The following is a 26,090-nucleotide window of genomic DNA, read 5'->3' on the forward strand; positions in this document are numbered from 1 at the left end:
TCCATCCCATTACGATCGGGAGTCACGATTGTGAGTGCCGCGCGCCTCGGTGCGCTGGGAGCCGCTCTCCCCCAGCGCGAATACACCACCGACGAAGTACTGGCCCGAATGTCGAGCGGCGGGCAATTCGAAGTCGAGCGGATCACCGGAATTCGCACCCGGCGCATGGTCGACCGGTCCGTGGGCGAGGACAGCCTCTCGCTCGGCGCACGCGCCGCGCAGGACTGCCTGGCGCGCTCGCGGTACGAGGCCACCGACCTCGATGTGATCATCAGCGCCGGCACCACGGTGCACGACGGGTTCCACATGGTGTTCGAGCCCGCCGCCGCCCACGAGATCGCCCGCCGGATCGGCGCGGACCATGCCATGGGCTACGACGTCGTCAATGCCTGCGGTGGCACCATGACCGCGATCTACCTGCTGGAGAACATGATTCGCGCCGGTCTGGTGCGCACCGGCATGGTGGTGACGGCGGAGATCATCTCCCCGGTCACCGAGGGCGCACTCGCCGAGGCCAAGGACGCGCGCGATCTGCAGTTCCCGGCGCTCACCCTGGCCGACGCCGCCGTCGCGGTGATCGTGGACCGTGCCGAGGATGAACACGACCGCATCCACTACGTGGACATGATCACCTGCGCCGAGTTCTCACCGTTGTGTATCGCCAAGCCCAGCGACGCCTCCGAGAACATGATCATGCTGACCGACAATATGACCATGCAGGCGGCCCCACGCCGGGAAACCTGGGCGAAACTGCACCGCGATCGGCTCGTCAAGCGCGGCACCACCTTCGCCGACGAGAAGTTCGATTTCATCGTCTTCCATCAACTCGGGGTGGCCTTCACCGAGAAGCTGGCCGAATCCGGCGCCAAGATCCACGAGGCGGAAATGCCGCCGCGGCTGGCGACCGTGCACAAATACGCGAACACCGGTGCCAGCACGCATTTCCTCGCGATATACGACTACATATCGCGGGGCGAAATACCGAAGGGTTCCAAGATCTGCGTGGTGCCGACCGCCTCCGGAATGATCTTCGGCGTCATGTCGGCCACTCTCGATTCTCTGGTGGGATGAACATGTCTGTTGTCATCGAACAATCCGCGATCAGCGCCGCCCCGGTCACCGCGGGAACCATCGACCATGCCGTGGCCGCGGGCCGGGAATGCCTGGAGCGGGCCGGAATCGAGCCCGGCGATATCGACGTGCTGGTCAATGTCGGCGTCTATCGGGACAGCAATGTGGTCGAGCCCGCGAACTCCGCGCTCATCCAGCTCGGGCTGCGCATGCACCTGGACTACGAGGCGGGATCGGGCCGCTCCACCTTCTCGTTCGACCTGCGCAATGGCGCGTGCGGGGTGCTGAACGCCGTGCACGCGGCGACCGCGCTGCTGGCCAATGGCACCGCGCAACGGGTGCTGGTCGTCGGCAGTGATGCGCACCCGGGCGGAATCGCCCACCGGCCGGACGACTTCCGGTACGCGACCGTCGGCTCGGCCTGGCTGCTGAGCAAGGGGGTGGATCGGGAGACGGGCTTCGGCCCGCTACGTATTTCCCCGGTGCGCGTCCGGGCGGCGGGCGCGAATCCGGGCGTCGCCGGATATCTGGACCTGAAAGCCATGGGAAACGCTGGGCAGCAGACGATTACGGTCGAGGTCGCGCCCGACTACGACACGGTGATCACCGCGACGGCGGCCGACACGCTGCGCGGCTACCTGGCCGATCAGCCCGAAATCGACACGGGCAATAGCATTCTGGTCACCAATAACCCGGTGCCCGGACTTGCGAGCGAACTCGCGGAGGAATTCGGATTCGCCCGCGGCTACCAGGCGATGACCGGCGACCGCGACGCCGGAAGCTCGGGCCTGGCCATTGCCTACCACCAACTTCGGGAGCAGGGCGCGCTGACGCCGGGCGCCGAGCTGGTATTCCTGGCGGCGGGTTCGGGTCCGATGGCCGGATGCGTGAGCTACCGAGTGGAAGGGGCCGCGTGAATCCGGTACTCGACGATCCGGATCTGCTGCTGGCGCGCCAGATCGAGAAGTACGCCGATTTGCCCGCCGTCAGCTATCGGACCCGGCCTCTGGGCGGCGCGGGCGGCGTCGGCGTCAGCGCCGCCTTCGACGCGCTGACCTTCGCCGACCTCGGCGAGCGGATCGACGCCTACGCGCGGTCCTTCGCCGAGATCGGAATCACCCAGGGCGTCAAGACGATTGTGATGGTCCGGCCCGACCCGGATCTGTTCGCGGTGATCTTCGCGCTGTTCCGGGTGGGCGCGGTGCCGGTGGTAGTGGACCCCGGCATGGGCGTGAATCGCATGCTGCACTGCTTCCGCAGTGTCGGCGCACAGGCGTTCATCGGCGTTCCGGAGGCCCACCTGATCCGGATCGCCGCGCGTCGCACCTTCCGCTCGGTGCGCGTGCATGTCACGGCGGGCGCTCGCTCCTATTGGGGCGGTTACACACTGGCGCAGCTGGCCGAGCGCGGCCGCGTGGGCGCGCCGGTCGCGATCGCCCACGCGCCCGGGGATCTACTGATGATCGGGTTCACCACCGGCAGCACGGGCCCCGCCAAGGGGGTGGAGTTCACCCGCGCGGGCTTCGCCGCCTCGCTGCGGGTGGTCACCGATCTGCACGATCGCGCGGACGGTTTCGTCTCACTGGCGACGGTGCCGCTGTTCGGGCTGTTCGATCTGATGCAGGGCGCGCACGTGGTGCTCGGGCCGGTGGATCCGGTGAAGGTGTCGCAGGCCGATCCCGCGCTGCTGGTCGAGGTGGCCCGCGCCTTCCGGATCACCGATCTGACCGCCTCGCCCGCCCTGCTGGGCCCCCTCGGCGCCTATCTGGACCGGACCGGAAGCGAGCTGCCCAGCCTCACCACGGTCATTTCGATGGGTGCGCCCGCGAACCTGGAGGCGCTGGTCGCGGTGCGCAACGCGCTCGGACCGCGGGCCCGGGTCTTCACCACCTACGGTGCGACCGAGGCGCTTCCGCTGACCACCCTGGAGTGGTCGGAGCTCGAAACGCTGCGGGAGCGGACCCGGGACGGGGCCGGCACCTGCGTGGGACGGGCACTGCCGGAGTCCGACAGCGATACCCGAGTGCGGATCATTCGCATCACCGATGACGAAATACCGCTCTGGACAGACGATTTGGAGGTCGCGCCGGGCGAAATCGGTGAGATCGTCGCCGCCGGACCGCAGGTCAGTCAGCGCTACCACGACAATCCGGCCGCCGATGCGCGCGCCAAGATCGACGAACGGCTACCCGACGGCACGCTGCGCCGCTGGCACCGCATCGGCGACCTCGCCTGGCGGGACACCGACGACCGACTGTGGTTCTGCGGCCGCATCTCCCAGCGGGTACGCACCAGCGCCGGGGACCTGTTCACCGTGCAGTGCGAACAGATCTTCACTACCCACCCGGATGTCCACCGCACTGCGCTGGTCGGCGTCGGCCGGGCCGGCCCGCAGGTGCCGGTGCTCTGCTACGAGCCGCGCGCGGGCGTCGATCGCGGCGCGGGCCCCCGCATCGAACGGGAATTGCGGCGACTGGCCGAGTCCCACGAGATCACCGCGCCGATCCGCACCTTCCTGCGGCACGACGGCTTCCCGGTCGACATCCGGCACAACGCCAAGATCGGCCGCGAGGTGCTGTCGGAGTGGGCCGGCGCCCGCCTCGGCTACGACAGTGAAGGAAAACAGCGATGAAAGTCCTCGTCACCGGCGGCACCGGATTCCTCGGCAGCCACATCGTCGACCAGGCCCTGGCCGCGGGCGACCAGGTGCGCGTACTCGCCCGCCCCACCGCCGATCTCGGCTATCTGCGCTCGCTGCCCGAGGTCGAGATCGTGCACGGCGACCTCGGCGACCCGGAGTCGCTCACCGCGGCCTGCAAGGGCGTGGACGTGGTGCACCACAGCGCCGGCCGGGTGGCCGAGACCGGCCACCGCGACCAGTTCTGGGAGGCCAATGTCGCGGGCACCCGGCGGCTCATGGATGCCGCGCGGCGCGCCGGCACGGGCCGATTCGTCTTCGTCAGCAGCCCGAGTGTGGCCACCGAATACGATCGCGAGCGGTTCGGCATCGACGAGTCCGAACCCTATGTGCGCAACCCGAAGAGCTACTACGTCGAGACCAAGGCAATTGCCGAGCGTGAGGTGCTGGCGGCGAACGGGCCCGACTTCACCACCTGCGCGCTGCGTCCCCGGATGATCTGGGGGCCGCGCTCGGGCGGCTGGATGACGCTGCTGCTGAACAAGATTCGCTCCGGCCGCCTACCCGATCTGTCGGGCGGCAAGCCGGTGCTGGTGTCGATCACCTACTGCGAGCATGCCGCTCGCGCGTGCGTGCAGGCGTCGCGGTCCGACGGGGTGGCCGGGAAGCCCTATTTCCTGGCCGACGCCGAGGACGTCGACCTGTGGGGCTTCGCCCGCGATCTGGCGAGGGCCTTCGACCTGGCACCGCCGACCCGGACCATTCCGAAACCGGTGCTGGACGGCATCATCGCGGTCTTCGACACCGTCTGGAAGATCCCCGGACTGCAGTCGCGCGTCGCGCCCCCGCTGTCCAGCTGGACGGTCGCGGCGCTCACGGTGTCGAGCACCTACGACACCGGCGCGGCCCGGCGCGATTTCGGCTATGCCCCCATGATTTCCCTGCGCGACGGGCTGGATCGCTATGTGGCGTGGGCGGAATCGATCGGCGGACTGTCAGCACTGCCGTCCTGATTTCCCCTGCTGTCCTGGTCTGCTCACCAGGACAGCGCAACGCTCCCGGTCCGGAATGGACCGGGAGCGTTGTCGTTTCGTCTCACCCGGCAGACGGCAGCGCGCGTTCCTCCGCAGGCAACAGCAGCGCGGTCAGCTCGTCGAGAGCGGCGTCCAAACCGTCGGTCAGGTACTCCATCGCCGGCAGCTTGTCGGCCGCCCCCAGCACGCCGAAGTGCAGCGCGTCGAGGTAGCCCACACAGGTGACATTGAACGGGTTGCCGTGCATGAGCAGCGAGATCGGGTACAGCGACTCCAGCCGGGCGCCGTTCCAGTACAACGGATTTCGCGGTCCGGAAACATTGGAGATGCCCATCGGATGCGAGGCCGGAGTGTCGGTGCGGCCCCAGGTCAGTCCCATGATCCACGGCAGGGTGACGGCCAGGCCGTAGCCGATGACCGTATTGGCCGGGAGGCCCGCCATCTCCTGCTTCGCGGCGCGGATGGCCGCGCGGACCGCAGCCAGGCGCTCGGCAGGGTCGGCGATATCGGTACCCAGCGCGGTGAACATCATGCCCGCGCGGGTACCCACCCGGTCGTCGTCGCCTTCCCGCAGGTCCACGGGGACTCCGGCGGTGAGCGGGCGTGCGGGGAGCTCCGCATGTTCGGTCAGGTAGTCGCGCAAGGCCGTGCCGACCAGATACAGCACGATGTCGTTGATCGTGCAGTCGGCGGCCTTGGCCAGCCGCTTGAACCGGCCCAGATCATAGCGGCGCAGGGACAGATCCCGGCGGCCGGTGATCGGCCCGTCGAAGATGGACGCGGGCTGCTGGTAGGCCCGCTGCGCCGGGGTCCGGCCGCGGGCGCGGCGCAGGGCGTCGCGGCCCGCCGTGCCGATGCCGCGCACCAGTTCGAGCACGCCCCGCAGCGTCGCGAGCAGGGTCAGCAACCGACTCGCGGACGGAACCCGCTGCGGCGCAGCCGGATTCACGCGGCCGACGGTGAACAGGTTCGATGTGTCCCGGTCGGCCGGATCCGTCGAGAAGGTGTCGGTGAACAGCCGCATCAGCGACGCGCCGTCGAACAGGCTGTGATGCACCTTGAGAATGAGGGCGAAGCGGTCCGGCGCCAGGCCCTCGACCAGGTGAATCTCCCACTGCGGCCGGGTCGCATCGAGTTGTTCGCGGTGGATGCGGGCGGCCAGCTCGACGAGTTCGCGTCGGTCACCGGGCCGGTTCAGTTGCCAGGTCCGGATGTGGTCGGCCGGATCGACCTCGGCGGCCTCGCGCATGAGGGCCACCAGGCGGGTCAGCGGACCGCTGACCGGCACCAGATTCCACGGCTGCGGCACCGCGATCGGCGCGACGACCTGTGCGCGCCAGCGCCGGACGAAGCGGGCCGCATCCCCGTCCGGGACGGTGAACTCCAGCAGGAATGCGACATGCATGGGCATATCGGGTGATTCGAGGGACAGCCAGACGCCGTCGGTGACCGACAGCCGCTTGATCGCCATGCGTGATCCTTTCGTGCTCGGGAGTCAGTGGGCCGATCGAGGTGTGATATCCAGCCGCATTCCGGTCGGGATGACGGCGAAATGGAAACGGTCCCTGGGTGGTTCGCTATTCGCCGGCAGCGCGATGTCGAAGTTGCGGCACACCATGCCGGTGACGCTCTTGACCTCCAGCATGGCCAGGCCGCGGCCCGGGCAGAAGCGGGGGCCGGAGCCGAACGGGGTGGAGGCGTCGGGCCGGTGATTGCCGGGGCCCTCGTTCAGCCAGCGATCGGGATCGAAAGCGTGTGGCTCGCTGAAGTTCTCCGCCTGCAGGCCGGCGTGCTGGACATTGACGACGACCCAGGTTCCAGCCGGGATGTGCACCCCGGCGATGGTCCGGTCGACGATCGCCTCCATGCCGATGAGGGGCGTGGTGGGCTGCAGCCGCATGGATTCGGCCGCGACCGCCTCCAGGTAGGGCTGCCGGTCCAGCACCGATGGGATCTCGGCGATCTCCTCCCGAATCCGCTGCTGCACTTCGGGTTTCCCGGCCAGGTGGTAGAGCAGCCAGGCCATGGCATTGCTGGTGGTGTCCTGGCCCGCGATGAGGATCGTGAGCGCTTCCGCGAACAGCTCGTCATCGGTGAACGAGCCGCGGCCGTCCTGCGCCAGCAGCAACGCCTCGATGAAATTCGTGGGCCGCTCGGGGAGATTCGCGCGGGCACGGGCGATGACGGCGGTGAGATCCTGCCGCAGGGCCGCCAATGCGCGCTCGAGGGCCCGATCGTCGGGCAGCTTCACATAGCGCCAGTATGGGAACGGCGTGGCGAGCCGGCGATTCAGGATGGGGAAGATCAGCTCCAAATGGCGCTGAATGACGTCGCCGGATTCTTCGATGGTGTTGATGTCGTAGTCGAAGGTCAGTTTGGCGGTGACATCGACCGTGTAGCGGGTCAATTCGGCGCGCACATCCTCCGGGGACCGGCGTTCCCAGCGCCGGCGCAGGCGTTCGGTAATGGTCTCCAGGGTGGGCTGGAAGCCGCGTAGGTGAGCCGCGTTGAAGGCGGGCATGGCCAGCTTGCGCCGCCGCCGCCATGCCTCGCCCTCCAGGGAGAACAGGCCGTTGGAGCCCATGTCGTCCATGACCGACTCGATGGCGGACTGCCGCCGGAAGCCGCCTGGGCGGTCCCGCAGGATCTCTCGATTGAGTTCGGGATCGCTCACCACCACGATCCGCCGACCGGGCATGCCGACCCGGTACAACGCCCCGTATTCGTCGCTCCAGGAGTCGAATTGGCGATGCAGCAGGGAGGGTGTCAATTGCGGGAGATTGCCGACCAGTGGCCATCCTCTGGGCCCCGGTAGATCGTCCACTGACACCATTCGAGAAGTCGAGAGGGACACTACAGGAGCTTAACCGCGAATTGGCTCGAATGCGAAAGGTGAAGAACTGCTTTGCATTCGGAGACAAGAAATGCGGTGCAATTTGGTTTCGCGAAACTAATTGACCTGAAATCGAGTGAAAGCGACTGCGCCCCTTGCCAAGCAACTGTTTGGTGTCATGGCGACCAGGGATGATGCTGTGCCGATTGGTATTTCGCACACACTCCTTGGTGCTCGAGTCTGTTCTTGGTGACAATCGGCAGATGCTCGCCCTCGTTCCCCCACTGGGTGATGACTCGCCCGTCCTGGCCCGCCTGCTGCCGCGGCTCCCGGAGATTGCCGCCGGCATCTTCGAAGCCGCGCTGGGCGCGGTGCCCGGCCTCGAGAATCTGCCCGAGGACCACTTCGCCGATGTCATGCCCAGCTTGCTGGCCGGGACGGTGGCGTTCATCCGGGCCATCGAGGAGCGGCGCGTGATCACCGCCGAAGAGGTCGCGGAGTACGTCGTCCCGGTGGTGGAGCGGCACGCCGAGGACCGAATCCCCGTGCGCCAGCTCATGACCGGCCTGTTCGGCGGCGCCCGCTATCTCTGGGACGAGGTCGCCGCGACCGCGGAGCCGCACGAGTTGCCCGATATCATGGCGATCGGCCAGCGGGTGCTCGAGGCGCTCATGCACATCACCATCACCATCTCCGAGGTGCACTCCGACGTCGAGCAGTCCATCTACACGGTCGAACGCGAGGCGCGCCGCGCCCTGTGCTCGGCCCTGCTGCGTGGCGCGCCGGTCGAGGAACTGGCGGCCCGCGCCGACATGGCGCTGGCGGACCGCTACGACGTCCTCACCTTCCACCTGCGCCCAGACCCGCTGGTCCTGGTGGCCGACACCATGGTCACCCGCCGCCGGATCCGGCAGTTCCAGCAGGCGCTCGACGCGCTGCTCGGGACGACGGTCCTCAATACCTTCGACGGATCGAACGGAATCGCCCTGCTGCCCAGCAGATCTCGTCCGGCCCCCGGGATCGGCACAGGTCCCTTCGAACGCCTGGCGGCGAGCCTCGCCGAACAGTTCGGCGTCGACGTCTTCCTCGCCGAATGTCAGGGCATCGACCGTGCCGACCTGCCCGGCGCGGCGCGGCAGACCACCGATCTGGCCGAACTCGCCCGCCTGCTCGGCCGCCACACCGGCGCCTATCGCCTCGACGATCTACTGCTCGAATACCAGCTCACCCGCCCCGGCCCCGCCCGAGACCGCCTGGCCGAACGCATCGCCCCGATCCTGCGCCACCCCCACCTCTTCGAAACCCTCGACGCCCACATCCGGCACGGCTCCGCGGACCGCAAGGCCGCCGCCGCGGTGGTTCACGTCCACCCCAACACCTTCAGCTACCGCCTCCGCCGTGTCGCCGAACTGACCGGCCTGGATCCCAGCGACCCCAACGATTCCCGGCTCCTCGCCGCCGCCCTCACCATCCACCACCTCTACCCGGCTCCCGTCGTTCCGGATCCCGGTGACGGATCGGCTATGTGACGACATGCGCGAACCGGCTAGCGTTTGAAGCCGACGCCGCCGACGATGCAGTGCCGCACGGCGTTCAGGGGGGCCAGGCGGGGGCCGTCGGGCCACCAGTCGTCGCAGAGCACCAGGCCCGGGTCGATCATCTGCAGGTCACCGAACAGAGCCTGGATCTGGGCGCGGGTGCGGAAGCGGCCGGAGCCCATCGGGCTGTGGACGAACTTCTCCTCCATCTTGCGGGCCAGATCGCTGTACTCGTCGGCCTCCGGATCGTAGAAATGGGCGATCGCGACATAGGAACCCGAGGGCAGTGCGTCGATGTAGGTGCGCATGAGGGCGGCGGCATCGTCGGACGGATAGTGGTGCAGCGTCCCGATCTGGAACATCGCCAGCGGGCGGGTGAAGTCGAGTTCGTCGCGGACCTCGGGATGTTTCAACACCTCGAACGGCCGGAAGATGTCGGCGGTGACGATGGAGGTGTTCGGATTGCCGACCAGCAGGGCATGGGCGTGGGCCAGCACCATGGGGTCGTTGTCCACATAGACGACCGTCGAATCCGGCTTGACGCGCTGCACCACCTGATGGGTGTTCTCGGTGGTGGGCAGGCCCGAGCCCAGATCCAGATACTGGTCGATGCCCGCTTCCTTGGCCAGGAAGCGGCACACACGGATCAGGAAATCCCGGTTGGCCCAGGCCAATTCGGCGACGCCGGGGGCCACCGTGCGGACCTGATCCAATACCCGGCGATCAACCTCGAAATTGTCCTTGCCGTTCAGCGCCGCATCGTAGACGCGGGCGATGCTGGCGCGCGTGGCGTCCACTCCGACCGGTATCGCGCTCGGGTAACCAGGTGCTGGCCCGGACATCCACGCTCCCCTCGATGCATCCCCCTCGACCTCGAACATGGTAACTCCGAGCTCACCGCCCTGACCTGGGTCTGCTCGAATTACTCATTGCCGTCGCCGGGACAGTAGTCGTGCACTGGGCGCTTCCATCGTTCCCACCCGGACATCAAAGTCCAACTGCAGGTGCGGGTGTCCCCGACGCGCACCTACGCCTGCCCAGCGGATCGGCATCCGGGATGTGCCCGACACCCTTTGTCTCGACTTTCCGGTGGTCTACCGGAAAGTCGAGACAGGCCGTGCCGTGCCGTGGCGGCAGCGGCCCCTGGGCCGCGGCGCCGAGCTGGGCGGAAGAAATTGATGTCCGCTACTTACTGCTGCCCGAAGAGGAACCGCTGGGCAGCCGCGGGAATCGCAATGGGGAGTCGGGGATTCCGGCGCCGTCGGTGCCCGCGCCGTCCTTGGCGTAACTGCTCTGTCCCGGTGGGGCGGTCAGGGTATTGAGGTAATTCCATCCGCTGTACCCGCCTCCGACCAGTCCGGCCAGGATCGTGCCGGCGAGTCCACCAGCACCGGCGAATACCCCGATAATCGGCAATCCGGTCACCAGGCAGCCCACCGCAAGAACCGCGCACGTCGCCACCGCGAGTACCGCACCGACGATGGCTCCGGCGGCCGCGCCTGCGAGCGGCCCCAGCGCCAGCGCTGCGCCGAACTCACCCAGACTGTCGTTGGCAGCAAGCTGATTCTCCAGCGGAGATGCGATCGGCTGCGCGCTCGCCAGATCGGGGGCGAGGTCCAGAGTTCGACCGCCCGCAGAGATGTTGTGCCGGATGTCGTATCGGATTCCGTTGAGGGCGAAGGCAAGTGGCAGCCGGCCGACGATCTGCCCGGCATCGTCGGAAACGACGATGGATCCGCCATCGGCAGCCGGCGTGAAGGTGCCTACGTCGATCGTGGTGATGACCTGCTCTTCGGACACCTCGCTTCGGTACCCGACGACGGCTGGTTTCGCCGGGTCGGCCAACGCTGGTTGCATGGCCGCTGTTGACGCCGACAGCAACGATCCAGCCGTCACAGTGACAATGGCAGCCTTGCGGATCATCACTGTCCGGCCTCCTGCTGCTCGGGGGCCGGCTTTGCCAGCCCCGGTAGCTGGGACGCGTACTGGCTCTGCCCGGGAGCGGCCTGCATCGTGGTGTAGTAGTTCCACATGCCCTGGAACAGTCCGGGAGCGCCGCCCAACGCCAGACCGACGACTCCGCCCGCCGCGCCCATCATCGTCATCAGCGGCGCCACCGTCAGCACGCAGCCGATGCTGAGAACCAGGCACGATGCCCCGGCAACAGCGAGTCCGGCACCGACTCCGACCACAGCGCCGACGATCGTCCCGACCAGTGTGCCGGTGGACAAACCGAAGCCAACCGAGTTGATCAGGTCGTTCATCGCCAGCTGGTTTTCCAAGGGCGACGCGACCGGGCGCACCGCCGGCCCGCCAGTATTCGCCGGCAGCTGCGGAGTCAGCCGCAACGTGTGGCCATCGGCCGAGATCTGCGTGGCGATCGGGTAGCGCTGTCCGTCGAGAACGTAGGCCGTGGGCGTCGAATCAATCGTTGCCCCCGACGAGTTGTGCAGCGAGACGGTCTCGGTGTCCGCGTCCTGGACGAATTCCCCGTCCCCGACGGTCGCAACAAAACTGTCGCCGACGATCGCTCCCTGGTAATGCATCGAATCCGCGGGGGCAGCAGACCCCGGAGACGCGGTGGCGTTACCGGACGCGGCGACTCCGGCCGTTGCCATCACGGCGGCAATCACCACAGGGCTCATTCGCCTGTAGAGCTTCATCTTGATCCTCATCATTCCGATTTGATTAGGCGGTTGAGAAAATGGCGCGACTGCAGACAGAAGAAACTGGTGATGCGCAGTGCCCAATCGGCTGCACGTTCGGAGTCGCGCCGATGACCTAGATTACATAGCGGTCGGCGGATTGGGGAGATTTCGGAAAGACCGGGAGAATCATTTTTCTTCGAAAATTCGACACAAACACGTATAAGTGCCGACTGGCACCCATTTGCCAGCCGACACCAATCGTTGAACACGTAATGATTATAAGAAGACCGATTTACCTCCACTCGAACTTCGGGGCGGCCCCGTTTGATGCGTGGGGCACATGCGTGACCCGGCCAGGCTGTCGATCACCTGCTTATTTGTCCGCAATGAATTCATTCTCGACCCCTATCTTACAGGTGTCAGATAGCTGAGATTACAGAGAGCTCCCAATAATCGCAACCCACTGTTCTGCCCGTGGTCAACCGATATCGACGCAACTTCGATGATCGGTTCGCGCCCAGCTTCTGTCCCGCCCAGGTGGCGAAACGAGTGCGAAAAACCGCGGGATTTCTACAGGGTCGCTTTGCCAACCTTCACGGTTGCTCACCATGTACTTGGCTGGATCGCGAGGCCGTGTCACCGAGGTGCGCCAAGAGCACCCTGCGCACCGCGTGCCAGTCCGCGAGTCGTTCTTCGAGGGACATGCCGCGAAGAGCTTGGGCCCGAGAGCCTTCGAGGATCAGCCGGACGACCCTGAACAAGTCGTCGGGATCGCTGGACTCATCCGCCGCGTACGGTCGAATAGTTTCAACCATTCGGTCGAATCGGTCGGCGAAATACGCGTGCGCGGGGTGAAAAGGATCCTGGGCTTCCGCCTCGAGTGCATCGAAGTTGTTCGACTCCTGAGCGCGCGAGCTGTAGTAGTCGACCCCTGCGTCGAGCAGTCCGAGCAGCCCCTTGCCGCCGGCTTGGTCGAACACAGCGGCCGTATCCGTCCTGTCGCGCTCATCGAGTACTGCGCCCAGCAAGGCCTGCATGTCGGGGAAGTAGTGCATCAGTCCGGGTGCGGACATGCCACAGCGGCGCGCGAGCTCGCGGATCGACAAGGCCCGAATCCCCTGTTCGGCGATGGTCTGACGGGCAACGGCCAGAATTTCCAGACGCCGAGCTTCCGGTGTCATACGTTTGGCCACAATTGCCCTCCTCGTTGCGGTGTGGGCCCCGTCGCCCTTATGCTCACACTATCTTACATGTGTTAGATAGCGAACGGGGCAGCTTTGATCATTCCGAAGACATACGAACACCGGCCGGGCACTGGCCGGTTCGTGCTGGAGGACGGTATGGCCGTGGCGGTGGACTCGTCCGAACTCCGCGATGTCGCCGAGGGATTCGCGAACGAGCTTTGGGCCGATACCGGCATCCGACTGCGCGTGACGGTGGATCCTTCACTCTCAGCGGCGCTGCGTGTGCGGCTCGGCGACCTCGGACTCGACGATCTGCCCCGGTCACGGGGAGGCCGCGCCGACGGCTTGGTCTCTGCGGACGAAAGGCACGGGCTTCAAGTCGCCGATGACGGTGTGGTGGTCTGGGGCTCCGGCCCGGAAGCTGTTTACCGGGGGTTGACATCACTTCGCCAACTGGCCGCAGCAACATTGACCGAAGGGGCGGCCCACATCCCGACGCTGTCGATCCGCGATGTGCCCGACTACTCGTGGAGGGGGCTGGCTCTCGACGTGGCCCGGACGTTCCATGATGTGGACACGGTGAAACGGGTCATCGACATGCTGGCGCTCTACAAGTTCAACGTGCTGCACCTGCACTTGACCGACGACCAAGGTTGGCGGTTCGACGTTCCCGGGTGGCCACAACTACTCACGGTCGGCGCCGCTGGAGCTGCCGAAGGCCGTCCAGGGGGCTTCTACACGCGCGCGGACATTGCCGAGCTGGTCGAATACGCCGCGAACCGCTTCGTGACCCTGGTGCCGGAGGTCGATATGCCGGGTCACAGCGCAGCCGCGATTCGTTCGTATCCCGAGTTGGGGCCGGCACCGGAAGGTCATAGCGGCGCGGTCTACCTCGACCCGGCGGCTGACCGAACGTGGTTGTTCGTCGAGGACGCGGTGGCGGTGCTGGCCGACCAGTTCAAGACCTCGGCCTTCATTCACATTGGTGGAGACGAAGCGTTCGGCATGCGGGCAGAGGATCACATCGCGTTTCTCGAGCGGGCTGCAGCGATTGTCAGAGAGCAGGGAAAGGATGTCATCGGATGGCAGGAGATGGCTCGCGCCGAACTCTCCTCCAGAGAAACCGTGCAATATTGGATGAGCCTGACCGAACTGGACGAGATGCTCGGGTCGCAACGGCTGGAAGAACTCATTCCCCCGGAATTCGTCGATGTGGTGCGAGAAAACTTGGAGCGCGGCCGGACCGATCTTCAGCGAGCACTCGCGATGGGCGCAAATATCATTGCGTCACCGACGTCCCGTTTCTACCTGGACCGCCCCTTCGCGGAGTCGGCCCTCGACCCGAGCCACGAACACGCTCGAAGCCGCCTCGGGATGTCAGCCTATACGCCGACCTCAGTCGAGGATGGGGTGAATTGGGATATCGAAGACGAGCTTCCCGGTGTCGATCTGGACGCCCAGCTGGTTGGTTTCGAGGGCGCTGTATGGTGCGAAACAGTCACTGGGCGTGAGGATTTGGAGCTCCTTCTCCTTCCGCGACTGGCCGGTGTGGGTGAACGATCCTGGCGCGCCCTCGCCAGACCGGACTGGCCCGATTACAGGCAGCGTCTCGCCACTCATTCGAGAGTGTGGAATGCCCGGGGATGGAACTGGTTCACGGCGTCATCTATACCCTGGATCGACGCACCCGGCAGTAGCTGAGAGGCGATATTCGCGACGCCGACACGGCAGTCGGCCGTCATTGTCGTGGAGTTCTGCGGCGGACTTCTGAATTCTCCGCGACATTTGCGCGGCGTTATGATCCATTAACACAGCGCTCGGCGAGCCCGCCGCATTCTGGACTTGCGTGCCGCAACCGCCGGTCACCAACGATTGAGAAAAAGCTCGAATTCACCGATTCCATTCTCCGCTTGTGTCATAATTCACTCACTCAGCTCATCTGGTAGTTGAGTTCGTCGAGACGACATGAGCGCGGTCAATTTCGCGCTTCCGGCGCAACCATCCCGTTCGCCGCTCCCGTTGCGTGATGTCACGCGTTTGTCGTCAGTTGAATTCCCGAAAGGGGTTGGTATGTCCACAACTCCCACTGTCGAGCCGGCCGACGCCGCCGATCCGCCGGAAGCACCCGGGGCGAGCGGCCGACCCGACGACTTGTCCCGAGCCCGAGCGTTCATCGCATTGGTGCTGATCGTGTTGTTCAGCGAGATCGCGCCAATCCAGACGATGATGGCCGCAGCCGCCTTGGACAAGATCGCGGCCGCCTTCCCGGGCAGTGGCATGAATACCGCCTGGACCATCATCGTGTCCGGTCTCATCGGAGCCGCCGCCGCACCGCTGATCGGCAAGATCGGCGATAGCTGGGGCCGAAAGCAGACTTTCGTGACCTGCGGCGTGCTGTTCGCGGCGGGGTGTCTGGTCTGCGCGCTGGCCGGCGGCTGGGCGGTCTTCCTGTTCGGCCGCTGCCTGCAGTCTTTCGCGGTCGCGGGTGGAGTCGTTGCCTACGGGCTGGTCCGGGATCTGCTGCCGCACACCGACACCGCACTCGGGTTCGGTGCGATCGCCGCCGGATCCGGGTTCGCCACGGCCGTCGCCCCGCTGGCCGTCTGGCTCAATGGCACGCACGGCTGGAGCGCAGCATTCTGGCTGTCGCTGGCGTTCACGCTGGTGATGATCCCGTTGGTCGTGGTGGCCGTACCGGGTTCGAAACCCGTTGCGCGCCAGCGTCTCGGCCTCACCGGCACGGTCCTGGTCACGGTCGGTGGCGCACTGGTGATGGTCTATATCGACCGGGGACAGGACTGGGGCTGGACCAGACCCGCGAGCCTGGCCTGGCTGGTCAGCGGGCTGGCAATGCTGGCCCTGTTCGTCCTCGCGCAGCCGCGGCTGAACGCGCCGCTGATCGATCCCCGCGTGTTGCGCCGGCCTCGCTTCGGCCTGCTGCTCACGGTGGGACTGCTCGCATCGTGCACGATTGGTGTCCAGACCTACGCGATCACCTACATGGCCCGCACGCCCAGCCCGGCCGAGATCGAAAACGGTGTTGTCGCAGGCACGCTCGCGAAGGTCGCACAGGCCAGCGGAATGCTCCTACCGCCCGAAGCCGTCGAGGTGAGCCTGGTCCCAGGATTCAGTTACAGCAGTGGCTTCACCACGCACGAGTACGGCCTGCGTATCGCGCTTCTGCAGGGCATGATCACGATTGCCTTCGGCGTGATCGGCGCGGTCGTGGCGCGTCGGCTCGGCGCCCGGCTCCCGCTGTTGTCCGCCGCGGTGCTGTTCGCTGCGATCGCACTTGTCGAGGCTGCCGGATCGCATACCTGGGACATTCTCACCCTCACCAACGCGGCCTTCGGGTTGGCGCTCGGCTTCTTCTACACGGCCGCACCGGTTCTCGTCGCCGAGACGGTGCCGCGCGAGCAGACCGGTGCCGGCTTCGGTGTGTTCACCCTGGTCCAGGGTGTGGGTACCGCGATCGGTGTCGCTGTTGTCATCGCCTTCACAGCGGCGCACCCGATAGCGGGCAGTGTGCGTGTCCCCCGGAATGCCGCCCCTGCTCAGCCCGATTCCCGGGGTGTTCGCTGACCGCGGCTTCGAATTGGGATTCTGGTTCGCTACGGCGACCGCGCTCGCCGCGCTGGTCCTGTCGTTGCTCATGCGCCCCGCCCGGGCCGCGCTCGGTGAACCGGGCGCGTGAGAACGCCACTCGCTGTTGCGTGGTGGGGCTGCTGCCGGAACGAGCAGCCCCACCCCTTCTTGTTTGCGCACGATCTCGGGCGCCGCCTGCCCTGGACCTGACCGGGATACCCAAACCAAGACCTCACACCGGAGAAGAGATGAATCACCCCTTGCCCGCCGACTCGCCCGATCTGGAAGCGCATCTGACCGCGCTGCTGGACAAGCTGACGACGCAACAGAAGGTGCGGCTCCTGAGCGGCGAATCGTCCTGGTCGCTGCCCGCCGAGCCCGCCATCGGGTTGCGGTCGATCGTCATGTCGGACGGTCCCTCCGGCGTCCGGGGTGGGTCGATGGATGACCGGGACCCTTCGGCCAGCCTGCCCTCCGCCACCGCCGTCGCCTCGACCTGGGACCTGGACATCGTGGACCGGCTCGGCGGGCTGATCGCGGCCGAGGCTCGGGCGAAGAATGTCGATATCGTGCTGGGGCCGACGGTGAATCTGCACCGATCACCGCGTGGCGGACGGCATTTCGAGGCGTTCAGTGAGGATCCGTGGCTCTCGGGCCGGATCGGTGCTGCCTACGTCGAGGCGGTGCAGGCGCGCGGTGTGGGCGCCACAGCCAAGCACTATGTCGCCAACGACAGCGAGACCGAGCGGCTCACCGTGGACGCACGGGTGGACGAGCGCACCCTGCGCGAGGTGTATCTGGCGCCCTTCGAGCGGACGGTCGGCGAGGGTGGCGCGTGGCTGGTCATGTCCTCCTACAACCAGGTCAACGGCGCCACCATGAGCGCGAATCCGCTGCTGCGCAAGCCGCTCAAGGACGATTGGGGTTTCGACGGCGTGGTCGTCTCGGACTGGACCGCGGTCCGTGACACCGTCGAATCGGCCGCCTCCGGTCAGGATCTGGTCATGCCCGGCCCCGACACCATGTGGGGTGACGCTCTGGTCGAGGCCGTCCGAGCCGGAAAGGTCGACCCGGCCGCCGTCGACGACAAGGCGCTGCGGTTGCTGCGGCTCGCCGCCCGGGTCGGGGCGCTGGATTCCGTTGCGCCGGTGGCCACTCCGCCCGCGCCGTGGCAGCGCGATGACATCCGGTCGCTGCTGCGGCAGGTCGCCGCCGACGCCATGGTGCTGGTGCGCAACGACGGCGTCCTGCCGATCGCGGCGGACACCGCACCTCGACTCGCGGTCATCGGCCACCATGCTCGCCGGGGCCGCAATCAGGGCGGCGGTTCGGTCACGGTGTTCCCGGAGACGGTGGTCTCACCGCTGGAAGGCCTGCGCGAGCGCTACGGCGCCGACCGCGTCACCTACACCCCCGGTCTGGTGCCCAGCGCTGAACTGGCCCCTTTCGAACGGAGTATGGTCACCGACCCGGTCACCGGCGGACCGGGTATCCGGGTGCGCTATCTGGACCTGCAAGGCACAACGTTTGCCGAGGAGGTCTTCCCGTCCGGCCGATTCGGCTGGCTCGGCGACGAACGGCTCGCCCGAACCGCGACTCTGGAGGTCACCGCCCACTACACCCCTGCCTACACCGGACATCACCGGCTCGGCTTCGCGGGCCTGGGCCGCTACATGTTCCGGATCGACGACCGCGTGCTGAGCACCGACCCGATCGTGGCGGACGGCGACGATGTACTGCAGGCGATTCTGAATCCGCCGTCGCGAGCCTTCGATGTCGAACTCGAGGCCGGGCAGCCGGTCGAGATCACCCTCGAGTTTCAGCCCGATCTGCCCGGCGGCTTCCCCATCGCCCGGCTCGCACTCGGCACAGAAGACGAATTCGGCACGCCCGCCGAGGAATTGGCGCGGGCCGAGGCACTGGCCGCGGCCGCCGATATCGCGGTCGTGGTCGTCGGCACCACCGAGACCATCGAATCCGAGGGCTTCGACCGGCCCACCCTGGCCCTGCCCGAGGGCCAGGACGAGCTGGTGCGCCGGGTGCTCGCCGCCAACCCCCGCACGGTCGTGGTGGTCAATTCCGGTGGCCCGGTGCTGATGCCGTGGCTGCGTGACGTTCCGGCAACCCTGCTCACCTGGTTCCCGGGCCAGGAATTCGGCGCGGCGCTGGCCGATGTCCTCAGCGGCGCCAGCGAACCCGGCGGCCGCATCCCCACCACCTGGCCGGCCGCCGAGGCCGACGTGCCGGTCTGGCAGGTGGAGCCGGTCGACGGGCGACTCGAATACACCGAGGGCGTCCACGTCGGGTACCGAGAGTGGCTGCGCCGCGCTGCCGTCAGCGGTCCCGCGCCGGCCATCCCGTTCGGGCACGGGCTGGGCTACACCACCTGGGAGATCACGAAGCCGGCCGTCGCGACTGCCGGCGACGGCTGGGTCACACTCACCGTCGACGTCGCCAATACCGGATTGCGAAGCGGAAAACATGTTGTGCAGGCATATCTTTCGCGTACCGCACCGTCGGCGATCGATCGCCCTGCATGCTGGCTCGCCGGCTACGCGCTGGTGCACGCGGAACCGGGCGCGACCGTGACCGCCCGGATCGGTATCGAGCCCCGCTGCCTCGAGCACTGGTCGACCGACGAGCACACCTGGATCCGGGAACCCGGCGCGTTCAGCGTCCGAGTCGGCGCCAGCGTGGCCGACCTCGGGCCAGCAGTCGAAATCCCCGCACCGCGCGTCTGATCCGATCTCGAAGGCCAGCTAGGGACGGCCACCGCGATCCCGGCCGGTCTTCGTTCATCCGTCCCGAAGGAAACACATGACAAGAAGCGAACCCGCCACATCCATCCCCAACCTGGTCACGGGTATCGTCCCCACCCCTTACGTAGTTCGGCGCCTGACGGGTCCGGAAATGTCACTCACCCCCGACACCGCAGTCCTGGCCGACTCCGACTCTGCGATGCCGATCGCCAGACGCTTTGTCAGCGAGTACTTTTCGGACACCTCGGTCCGCCTGAACCTGATCCGCGACGCAACGGAGGCCCGCGGACCGGTGCTCGAATTCCGGCTGGACGCACCGCCCGACGATGCGGTACCGGGGGCAACCGGCATCGATCCCACCGGCGCGGACACCGATGAGCGCCACTCGATTCGGATCCAGGCAGGCGGGGCGACGCTCACCGCACCCACCCCGGCCGGGCTCTACCGCGCATCGGCCAGTTTCCGCCAACTCGCTGCCGCACACCGCATTTCCGGCACGGGCATCACCCCCATGATGGTGCTCGACGGCCCACGCTATCGATGGCGCGGACTGTCACTGGACATGGCACGGCACTTCTTCACCGTCGGCGAACTGTCCAGGGTCATCGACCTGCTCGCCTACTACAAGCTCAACGTGCTGCACCTCCGTCTGACCGACAACGAGGGCTGGCGACTGCAGGTCCCGGGCCGCCCGAAACTCACCGAGAATTCGGATGACTTCCTCTCGGTCGGCGAATACGCCGCGATCGCCGACTACGCGAAGCAGCGATTCATCACGATCGTCCCCGAAATCGACATACCCGGTCACATCGGCGCGGCCGCCGCCGCGTATCCGGAGATCGGGACGACCATTCGGGGCGAGGCGAAGCTACCGGGACTGCCCGCGACCGCGTGCACCCACCTCGATCCCGACAATGAGGACGCGCGGCGTTTCGTCAGCGATGCCCTCGGCGTCGTCGCCGAGCTCACCCGAGGGCCTTTCGTTCACATCGGCGGCGGCGAGACCGTGTTCATGCCTGCCGAAAAGTACCGCCGCTTCATCGATTTCGCCGCTACCCAGCTGGCCGAGCGAGGCAAACAGGTGATCGCCTGGCAGCAAACCGTACGGGCCGAGCCGGAACGGATCGCCATGTTCCAGTATTGGAACGACATGCTCGCCCACGCGGAATCGGCACGTGCTCGACAAGATCCATACCTTCTTGCGCGGGCCTTGACACCGGTACTGCTGTCGCCTGCTTCGCACGCGTACCTCGATCGCGCCTACGCCGAACCGCCCCGTGGTCCGGGCGCGTCACGTCCGCACCCGGGCCACCCGATCCACGAGGCGTCGACCATCCGTCGCAGCTGGGAATGGGACCCCGCGCGGATTCTCGGCGATCTCGAGGTCGAGATCGCAGGCGTCGAGGCGGCCATCTGGTGCGAGACCGTCGAGGGCTTCGCCGACCTCGGGCGGCTCGTGCTGCCACGCCTGGTCGGCACGGCCGATCGGGCCTGGTCGCTCTCGACCGACCACACGTGGGACGAGTACCGCGACGGCCTGGCCTCGCACGCGCGCTGGTGGCGACAGCGCGGATGGGAGTACTTCGACTCCTCGCTGGTCGAGTGGGCGTGAACCGCGCACAGATCTGTGCGGCGACCCTCGAGCTGCTCGGCGTCGCGGCGCTGTCGATTTCAGGCATACGGGAGAGGTACGCAGCCGACCACTGGGCAGAATGAATTTCAGTTTTGCCTTCCTGTGCGGTCAGGGCGCTGCTAACGTGGAGCCCGTCACTAGAATTAATTTCAGTTACATTTCCGGAGGTCCCGTGGCTGCCTCAGTCCTCGAAGCTTCACACCCCCAGAGCTCGCAGCTCCCGCCCTCGATGATCGAGAGGATGAGCCTGATCCTTGACACGTTTCCCTACCGCACCAGCCGCCTGACACTCGACGACGTCGCCCGAGCTACCCGGCTGCCCCGCTCCACCGCCCACCGGATCATCGAACAGATGATCAGAGTCCGGTGGCTCGATCGCACCAGCTTGGGCTACAGCCTGGGACCACGGGCACTGCAGGTCGGCAGCAACGACGACTCCAACGCCCTCAGATCAGCAGCCGCGCCGTTGCTGCACGCATTGATGCTGCGCACGGGTATGACAGTGCACCTGGCAACCATCGACAAAGGGCAGGTGTATTTCCTCGACAAGATGGGTGGCCACTTCGCCAAAAGCGTGCCGTCACGTGTCGGTGCAACAGCACCCGCGCACGCGACGGCGCTGGGGAAAGCAATGTTGGCCTGGCTCACGCCCGAAGACGTGGACCGACGCGTTGCCGGCGCGATGACCCGGTCGACTGCGAGCACCATCACCGATATCAACCTGCTTCACAAGCAACTCAGCGCCATACGCGACCGAAACGGCATCGCGTTCGCGCGCGGAGAATGCTTCGCTGACATCGCCTGCACCGCTGTCGCTATCCGCACCCCCCTCGACAGCACGATCGGTGCAATCTCGTTGACCGGTAAAAGCGACGCGCAACTCGAGCGAGTCGCGCCACTGGTGCTCGACGCTGCCCGACAGGTGACCGCCGCGATTTTTCACCAACCTTGATTCGCGCACCTTCCGCACTGCAGGAGTAGTTCGAGCGAGGCAGAAACTCGACACCACCGCCCGTTTCTGCGCCACCGCCGAATACTGCGACGCTGTGCTCGACGCCATCGAGGCCAATAGGCGCTGGGCGCCCGGCCGGCCCTCTGAGCGTCGCCAAATCTGTTCAGGACCCCGCCTCCCCTGGAAATGAGGCCTCACTGATGCCCAGCCAGTTCGGTCGGCGGTTGAACGCCCTGTTCGACCAGTGGGCGCAGCAGCACCCTGAGCGCTTGAGCAATCATCGGCTGGTTGCTGAGCTCGACCGTCGTGGCTTCTCGGTATCCGAACCGTATCTGTCCCAACTCCGCCGCGGTCGCCGCTCTCATCCTTCATCCGCGCCGGCAGCCGCTCTGGTCGACTTTTTCGGCGTCGACCCGGACTACTTCGGCGACGGCACCACGCACTGCGATGCAACGAACAACAACACCATCATCGCCGATATCCACGACGATGCGCTGCGGCAGCTATTGAGCACGGCCGCCGAGCTGTCGGCTGACTCCCTCGACTACTTGATCATGCTCGCCGTCCAGTTGCGCCGCGTCGAGAACCTCCCCATCGAGCCCTGGGCTATTTCCCGATAGTGGCCGCATCGGGCCGCGCACGCTGAATGCCGTGGCTGGCAGTGAGGCGAAGCCGGGTCTGCGTGAGCTGCGTTACGAGTATTGTAAAGCCTTCCGCAGCAAGAGCTTTCGCTCGGCTGCGGCCGAGGTAGCGGCGCATATCGCGGTGGGTGGCCGACATCGCGTGGTCGATGAAGATTGCGCCGGCTCGGCCGCTCATCCCTGAGGCGCCGCCCGCGGGCGATGCGGAACCGGTGTCGCCGTTCCCGCTGCGCTCGACCCTGCGCAGGGGTCAGTCGAATGATGTTGGCCAGCGCTGTATCTCCGGTTGGCAGCAGGTGTTGGGTGCCCAGATGGCGGGGTCATCGGGTTTTGACCGGAAGGATAGCGAGGGCGCCGAGTCCAGCGACAAATGCCACAACCGGGTACAGCGTGCCGTATCCGTGGGACGCTGTGACGATCGCCGCGGCCGCCATTGGCGCGAAGGTGCTCGGCAGGGTGGATGCGATATTGATGATGCCGAGATCCTTTGCGGCGCTGTCGGCGTCGGGGAGTACCTGGGTGACCAATGCTTGATCGACGGCGAGGAAGGTGCCGAATCCGATCGTCAGCACAACAGTGGATCCGATCAACCCACCTACGGTCGGAGCCCATATCGGGAGCAGCGCCGAGGCCGCGATGATGATGCCGCCGGCGAGAACGATGGGTTTGCGTCGTCCGATTCTGTCCGAGAGCGGTCCTGCGATGCCGAGGGCCAGGAGAAATCCGGGCAAGCTGACCAGACTCAGGATCGGGGTGAGCTGCGTGGCTTCCGTGAGCGTCAGGCCGACGTAGTCTTGGGCGATATATAGCTGGTAGGTCAGCACCATGTAGTAGCCGCCGCAGATCAGAAACCGGCCGAGAAACACCCAGAAGAAGTCGGGATGGCGTCTGGGGTTGATCCAGAACATCTGCAGAACAGTGGTGACCGAAAGAGGGGGTCGGCTGCTGTTTCGATTGTCGGCGTCCGGGTTCGCTATCAGGAATCCGAGCGAGAAGACGAGGGTTATGGTGGCGATGACGGTGTATCCCAAGGGGATTCGAGTGGCGAAGATTGCCCCGATCACCGGACCGAGGATCGCTGCGATCACTGTTCCCAGGCCGGCCAGGGTTGAATAGCGGCCGCGGTGATCCACCGGCACCCGGTCCGGCTGGATTGCGGTGAGGGGGCCACCGAATGTGTTGAAGCCCAGGTAGGCGATGCTCGCGGTCATCAGCAGCGTCGCGACCGACGTGGACAACCCTGCCGTGATCAGGCCCAGGAATCCGAGCAGTGCGCCGGCCAGCATCCACGGCGTTCGCGCTCCGAACCGTGTCCGCGTGCGGTCGGACAAGACGCCCACGACCGGTTGAGTGAGAACTGAGACGGTCGCGACGACGGCGTTGACCAGCGCAAGCTGCTGCACTTTGTGAGCGGGGTCCATCGACTGGACCTGCAGCGCAGCGAAGTATCCGACGGACCCGAAGCACAATTGTGGGCAGACATGCGCGAAGGGCGCGCTCAGGAACAGGCGCCGCAGGGAACGGTCGGCGATCGGGCGCCCTGCAGCCGAGGGTACCTGGGACGGCGGAGGGCTGGCGTCGGTCGAGGTGGCTGGGGCCATCGGGGTGTCCTTGGGGCGCGAGGCGATAGCGGGTGGGAGGTTGCGGCGTTGCGACTCGAGGTCTGGCCCAGTGCGACGATGCGGGCTCGGCGATGGCGGCGCCGGTGCGAAGCCCGATCGTCGTTCGATTCCTAGGTCGAGATCTGGTGGCAGCCGTCTGCTGTCGCTGGTTGGGCTGGTGAGGAGGTTGTTCGGCCGCTACGCCATGAAGGCGGCGCCGCCGTCCACGCTGAGGGTGGTCCCGGTGACGTAGCTCGCGTCCGGTCCGGCCAGGTAGACCGCGGCTCGGCCGATGTCATTCTCGGCATGGCCGACGCGGGGGATCGACAGGTTGGCGAGGATGTTGTCGAGCTGTCCTGGGTGTTTGTCGAATTCGGCTGCTGCGGCGTCGGACAGGACGAACGGGCAGATGGCGTTCACGGTGATGCCGGATCGGCCCCACTCGCGCGCGGCGGCGCGGGTGATTCCCGCGATCGCGGATTTGGCCGCGATGTATGTGACGAAGTTGGGAATTGCGGTCACTTCGGAGCCGGATCGGAGGTTGATAATTCTGCCTCCGTCGACAAGATGCGGATAGCAGGCGCGCATGAAATACAGGGTGGCCATCGGGCCGGTACTCATCGCCAGTTCGATATCCTCGTCGCTGGTTTCGGTCAGCGGCAGAAGTGCGGATGCCATGGCATTGTTGACGAGAATGTCGACGGTCCCGAACCTGGTGACAACCTCGTCGACGAAGGCGTTGACCTGGGAACTGTCGCGGATGTCGCAGATCTTGGCGAGTGCGGTGTCGTCGCCGAGCTGGGCAACGAGGTCGTCGGCCGGTTTGATATCGGGTATTGCCACGCGGGCTCCGGCATGTGCGAGGGCGAGTGCGATACCGCGACCCACTCCCCCGGCTGCGCCGGTGACGATTGCGACTTTGCCCTTTAGTGTCTGCATACCTGTTTTCTCATTTCTTGTTGAGGCCGTGTATTTCCAGAGTTGTGCGGTGGGTCATGGGCAGATGTTGCCGAGGACGAGACCGCTGGTCGGCACGCCTGTGCCCGCGGTGACCAGGACGTTGGTGAGGTCGGGCGGCTGGTTTGCCGCCGTTCCCCGGACCAGGCGTACCGCCTCCGCGATGCCGTTCATTCCATGCAGGTATGCCTCGCCCAGCTGGCCGCCGTGGGTGTTCAAGGGATGTGGGCCGCCGGGGTCGAGGTGGCCGTCGAGGAGGAGATGGCGTGCTTCGCCGCGGGCGCAGAAGCCGAGTTCCTCGAGTTGCGGTAGCACCAGGGGCGTGAAGTGGTCGTAGAGAATGACCGCTCCCATGTCGCGCGGCCTGAGCCCGCTTTGTTTCCACAGCTGCCGCCCGACCACTCCCATCTCGGGAATGCCGGAGATCGAGGGCCGGTAGTAGGAGGTCATCATGAGCTGGTCCTCGCCGGCACCTTGGGCTGCACCGAGCACGTAGGCCGGCGGATGCCGCAGGTCACGTGCTCGTTCTGCTGACACGACAACCACGGCCTGTGCCCCGTCGGTTTCCTGACAGCAGTCCAGCAAGTGCAAAGGTTCGGCGATCCACCGGGAGTTCTGGTGTTCCTCGAGCGTGATCGGGCGACCGTGAAACCATGCCTGTGGGTTCGTTGCCGCGTGCGCGCGATCGATGACGGCGACGCGCGATGGCGGCCGTGACCGCCTCGCAGGCCAGGTGCAGCTCACTTCGCCCGGATGCCTTGGAGAATTCGGTGGCCCCGATGCCGGCGATCGCCGCCGCACCGGTGATGGATGGGCTCATCGTTCGCTCCTACTGTCCGGCCCCGACGGCACGGGCGTGACCGTGCCGGTGATGTGGGTGCCGAGCGTGTTGTGGTCACGGATCTCGACGACGGTGGCAACGTCGATGGAGCTGCCGGATCCGGCCGATATCACCACGACTCGCGGGGGTCTGACGTCACGTGACTTATCTATGTGAGTGGCCTCGGACGAGCTCG

Annotated in this window: 21 protein-coding genes and 1 pseudogene; 13 read left to right on the forward strand and 9 right to left on the reverse strand. The window is 66.4% G+C overall.

The window, feature by feature from the left end; genetic code table 11:
- Positions 1 to 30: 30 nt before the first annotated feature.
- The 4 genes from ACFXHE_RS34005 to ACFXHE_RS34020 are packed head-to-tail and all read left to right on the forward strand — an operon-like array spanning position 31 to position 4,722.
- Positions 31 to 1,071, forward strand: a complete 1,041-nt coding sequence (locus ACFXHE_RS34005) for a 3-oxoacyl-ACP synthase III family protein (protein ID WP_379388771.1) — start codon at positions 31 to 33, stop codon at positions 1,069 to 1,071.
- Complete coding sequence (locus ACFXHE_RS34010) at positions 1,068 to 1,988, forward strand: hypothetical protein (protein WP_379388772.1); 921 nt, start codon at positions 1,068 to 1,070, stop codon at positions 1,986 to 1,988. The genes ACFXHE_RS34005 and ACFXHE_RS34010 overlap by 4 nt, the downstream gene beginning before the upstream one ends.
- Positions 1,985 to 3,703: a fatty acid CoA ligase family protein gene (locus ACFXHE_RS34015; RefSeq protein WP_379388773.1), complete on the forward strand. Its 1,719-nt coding sequence runs from the start codon at positions 1,985 to 1,987 to the stop codon at positions 3,701 to 3,703. The genes ACFXHE_RS34010 and ACFXHE_RS34015 overlap by 4 nt, the downstream gene beginning before the upstream one ends.
- Complete coding sequence (locus ACFXHE_RS34020; RefSeq protein ID WP_379388774.1) at positions 3,700 to 4,722, forward strand: NAD-dependent epimerase/dehydratase family protein; 1,023 nt, start codon at positions 3,700 to 3,702, stop codon at positions 4,720 to 4,722. Before ACFXHE_RS34015 ends, ACFXHE_RS34020 begins: the two co-directional genes overlap by 4 nt.
- A gap of 82 nt (positions 4,723 to 4,804) precedes the next feature.
- On the opposite strand, the gene ACFXHE_RS34025 is transcribed toward ACFXHE_RS34020, so the two are convergent.
- Together ACFXHE_RS34025 and ACFXHE_RS34030 are read right to left on the reverse strand one after the other, a co-directional pair.
- Positions 4,805 to 6,214 carry a wax ester/triacylglycerol synthase family O-acyltransferase gene (locus ACFXHE_RS34025; RefSeq protein ID WP_379388775.1) on the reverse strand — a complete coding sequence of 470 codons (1,410 nt, stop codon included), beginning with the start codon at positions 6,212 to 6,214 and terminating at the stop codon, positions 4,805 to 4,807.
- A gap of 24 nt (positions 6,215 to 6,238) precedes the next feature.
- Positions 6,239 to 7,576: a cytochrome P450 gene (locus ACFXHE_RS34030; RefSeq protein ID WP_379388776.1), complete on the reverse strand. Its 1,338-nt coding sequence runs from the start codon at positions 7,574 to 7,576 to the stop codon at positions 6,239 to 6,241.
- 263 nt (positions 7,577 to 7,839) lie between these two features.
- Here ACFXHE_RS34030 and ACFXHE_RS34035 point away from each other — a divergent pair, with 263 nt between their 5' ends.
- Positions 7,840 to 9,105 (forward strand): PucR family transcriptional regulator, encoded by a 1,266-nt coding sequence (locus tag ACFXHE_RS34035; protein WP_379388777.1) that lies wholly within the window; start codon positions 7,840 to 7,842, stop codon positions 9,103 to 9,105.
- A 17-nt stretch (positions 9,106 to 9,122) separates the two neighbouring features.
- Here the strand turns inward: ACFXHE_RS34035 and ACFXHE_RS34040 are convergent, their stop codons facing one another.
- The 4 genes from ACFXHE_RS34040 to ACFXHE_RS34055 form a co-directional block, all read right to left on the reverse strand.
- A complete protein-coding gene (locus tag ACFXHE_RS34040; protein ID WP_379388778.1) occupies positions 9,123 to 9,956 on the reverse strand; it encodes an SAM-dependent methyltransferase in 834 nt (277 codons plus the stop codon).
- A gap of 343 nt (positions 9,957 to 10,299) precedes the next feature.
- Positions 10,300 to 10,914 (reverse strand): hypothetical protein, encoded by a 615-nt coding sequence (locus ACFXHE_RS34045; RefSeq protein ID WP_379388779.1) that lies wholly within the window; start codon positions 10,912 to 10,914, stop codon positions 10,300 to 10,302.
- Positions 10,915 to 11,036: 122 nt separating this feature from the next.
- The gene (locus tag ACFXHE_RS34050; RefSeq protein WP_379388780.1) at positions 11,037 to 11,789 is read right to left on the reverse strand and encodes a hypothetical protein; all 753 of its coding nucleotides are present in this window, start codon (positions 11,787 to 11,789) and stop codon (positions 11,037 to 11,039) included.
- A 566-nt stretch (positions 11,790 to 12,355) separates the two neighbouring features.
- A complete protein-coding gene (locus ACFXHE_RS34055) occupies positions 12,356 to 12,955 on the reverse strand; it encodes a TetR/AcrR family transcriptional regulator (protein WP_379388781.1) in 600 nt (199 codons plus the stop codon).
- A gap of 84 nt (positions 12,956 to 13,039) precedes the next feature.
- Between ACFXHE_RS34055 and ACFXHE_RS34060 the strand changes: the two genes are divergently transcribed.
- The 8 genes from ACFXHE_RS34060 to ACFXHE_RS34095 all read left to right on the forward strand — a co-directional run bounded on the left by ACFXHE_RS34060 (position 13,040) and on the right by ACFXHE_RS34095 (position 22,700).
- A complete protein-coding gene (locus ACFXHE_RS34060) occupies positions 13,040 to 14,647 on the forward strand; it encodes a family 20 glycosylhydrolase (protein ID WP_379388782.1) in 1,608 nt (535 codons plus the stop codon).
- Positions 14,648 to 15,016: 369 nt separating this feature from the next.
- The gene (locus ACFXHE_RS34065) at positions 15,017 to 16,528 is read left to right on the forward strand and encodes an MFS transporter (protein ID WP_379388783.1); all 1,512 of its coding nucleotides are present in this window, start codon (positions 15,017 to 15,019) and stop codon (positions 16,526 to 16,528) included.
- Positions 16,518 to 16,640, forward strand: a complete 123-nt coding sequence (locus ACFXHE_RS34070) for a hypothetical protein (protein WP_379388784.1) — start codon at positions 16,518 to 16,520, stop codon at positions 16,638 to 16,640. Before ACFXHE_RS34065 ends, ACFXHE_RS34070 begins: the two co-directional genes overlap by 11 nt.
- A gap of 139 nt (positions 16,641 to 16,779) precedes the next feature.
- Positions 16,780 to 19,272: a beta-glucosidase gene (locus ACFXHE_RS34075; protein WP_379388785.1), complete on the forward strand. Its 2,493-nt coding sequence runs from the start codon at positions 16,780 to 16,782 to the stop codon at positions 19,270 to 19,272.
- 76 nt (positions 19,273 to 19,348) lie between these two features.
- Entirely contained in the window at positions 19,349 to 20,902 is a 1,554-nt protein-coding gene (locus ACFXHE_RS34080) for a family 20 glycosylhydrolase (RefSeq protein WP_379388786.1), read from the forward strand.
- A gap of 262 nt (positions 20,903 to 21,164) precedes the next feature.
- Entirely contained in the window at positions 21,165 to 21,875 is a 711-nt protein-coding gene (locus ACFXHE_RS34085) for an IclR family transcriptional regulator (RefSeq protein WP_379388787.1), read from the forward strand.
- 200 nt (positions 21,876 to 22,075) lie between these two features.
- Positions 22,076 to 22,495, forward strand: coding sequence for a helix-turn-helix domain-containing protein (locus ACFXHE_RS34090; RefSeq protein WP_379388788.1), 420 nt, complete (start codon positions 22,076 to 22,078; stop codon positions 22,493 to 22,495).
- A gap of 31 nt (positions 22,496 to 22,526) precedes the next feature.
- Positions 22,527 to 22,700 (forward strand): hypothetical protein, encoded by a 174-nt coding sequence (locus tag ACFXHE_RS34095; protein ID WP_379388789.1) that lies wholly within the window; start codon positions 22,527 to 22,529, stop codon positions 22,698 to 22,700.
- 136 nt (positions 22,701 to 22,836) lie between these two features.
- Here ACFXHE_RS34095 and ACFXHE_RS34100 read toward each other — a convergent pair whose 3' ends face one another.
- The 3 genes and pseudogenes from ACFXHE_RS34100 to ACFXHE_RS34110 form a co-directional block, all read right to left on the reverse strand.
- Positions 22,837 to 24,117, reverse strand: coding sequence for an MFS transporter (locus ACFXHE_RS34100; RefSeq protein ID WP_379388790.1), 1,281 nt, complete (start codon positions 24,115 to 24,117; stop codon positions 22,837 to 22,839).
- A gap of 198 nt (positions 24,118 to 24,315) precedes the next feature.
- Positions 24,316 to 25,056 (reverse strand): SDR family NAD(P)-dependent oxidoreductase, encoded by a 741-nt coding sequence (locus ACFXHE_RS34105; protein WP_379388791.1) that lies wholly within the window; start codon positions 25,054 to 25,056, stop codon positions 24,316 to 24,318.
- A gap of 54 nt (positions 25,057 to 25,110) precedes the next feature.
- Positions 25,111 to 25,776: pseudogene (locus ACFXHE_RS34110) on the reverse strand (lipid-transfer protein); the annotation flags it as partial.
- Positions 25,777 to 26,090 lie beyond the last annotated feature (314 nt).

This window comes from Nocardia sp. NPDC059229 (assembly GCF_042754165.1).
In the GTDB taxonomy this organism is placed as follows: Bacteria; Actinomycetota; Actinomycetes; order Mycobacteriales; family Mycobacteriaceae; genus Nocardia.

Coding starts and splice junctions, on each gene's coding strand:
- ACFXHE_RS34010 (WP_379388772.1), top strand. CDS start 1,068: ATGAACATGTCTGTTGTCATCGAACAATCCGCGATCAGCGCCGCCCCG.
- ACFXHE_RS34020 (WP_379388774.1), top strand. CDS start 3,700: ATGAAAGTCCTCGTCACCGGCGGCACCGGATTCCTCGGCAGCCACATC.
- ACFXHE_RS34025 (WP_379388775.1), bottom strand. CDS start 6,214: ATGGCGATCAAGCGGCTGTCGGTCACCGACGGCGTCTGGCTGTCCCTC.
- ACFXHE_RS34030 (WP_379388776.1), bottom strand. CDS start 7,576: ATGGTGTCAGTGGACGATCTACCGGGGCCCAGAGGATGGCCACTGGTC.
- ACFXHE_RS34035 (WP_379388777.1), top strand. CDS start 7,840: ATGCTCGCCCTCGTTCCCCCACTGGGTGATGACTCGCCCGTCCTGGCC.
- ACFXHE_RS34040 (WP_379388778.1), bottom strand. CDS start 9,956: ATGTCCGGGCCAGCACCTGGTTACCCGAGCGCGATACCGGTCGGAGTG.
- ACFXHE_RS34050 (WP_379388780.1), bottom strand. CDS start 11,789: ATGAGGATCAAGATGAAGCTCTACAGGCGAATGAGCCCTGTGGTGATT.
- ACFXHE_RS34065 (WP_379388783.1), top strand. CDS start 15,017: ATGTCCACAACTCCCACTGTCGAGCCGGCCGACGCCGCCGATCCGCCG.
- ACFXHE_RS34075 (WP_379388785.1), top strand. CDS start 16,780: ATGAATCACCCCTTGCCCGCCGACTCGCCCGATCTGGAAGCGCATCTG.
- ACFXHE_RS34080 (WP_379388786.1), top strand. CDS start 19,349: ATGACAAGAAGCGAACCCGCCACATCCATCCCCAACCTGGTCACGGGT.
- ACFXHE_RS34085 (WP_379388787.1), top strand. CDS start 21,165: ATGAGCCTGATCCTTGACACGTTTCCCTACCGCACCAGCCGCCTGACA.
- ACFXHE_RS34090 (WP_379388788.1), top strand. CDS start 22,076: ATGCCCAGCCAGTTCGGTCGGCGGTTGAACGCCCTGTTCGACCAGTGG.
- ACFXHE_RS34100 (WP_379388790.1), bottom strand. CDS start 24,117: ATGGCCCCAGCCACCTCGACCGACGCCAGCCCTCCGCCGTCCCAGGTA.
- ACFXHE_RS34105 (WP_379388791.1), bottom strand. CDS start 25,056: ATGCAGACACTAAAGGGCAAAGTCGCAATCGTCACCGGCGCAGCCGGG.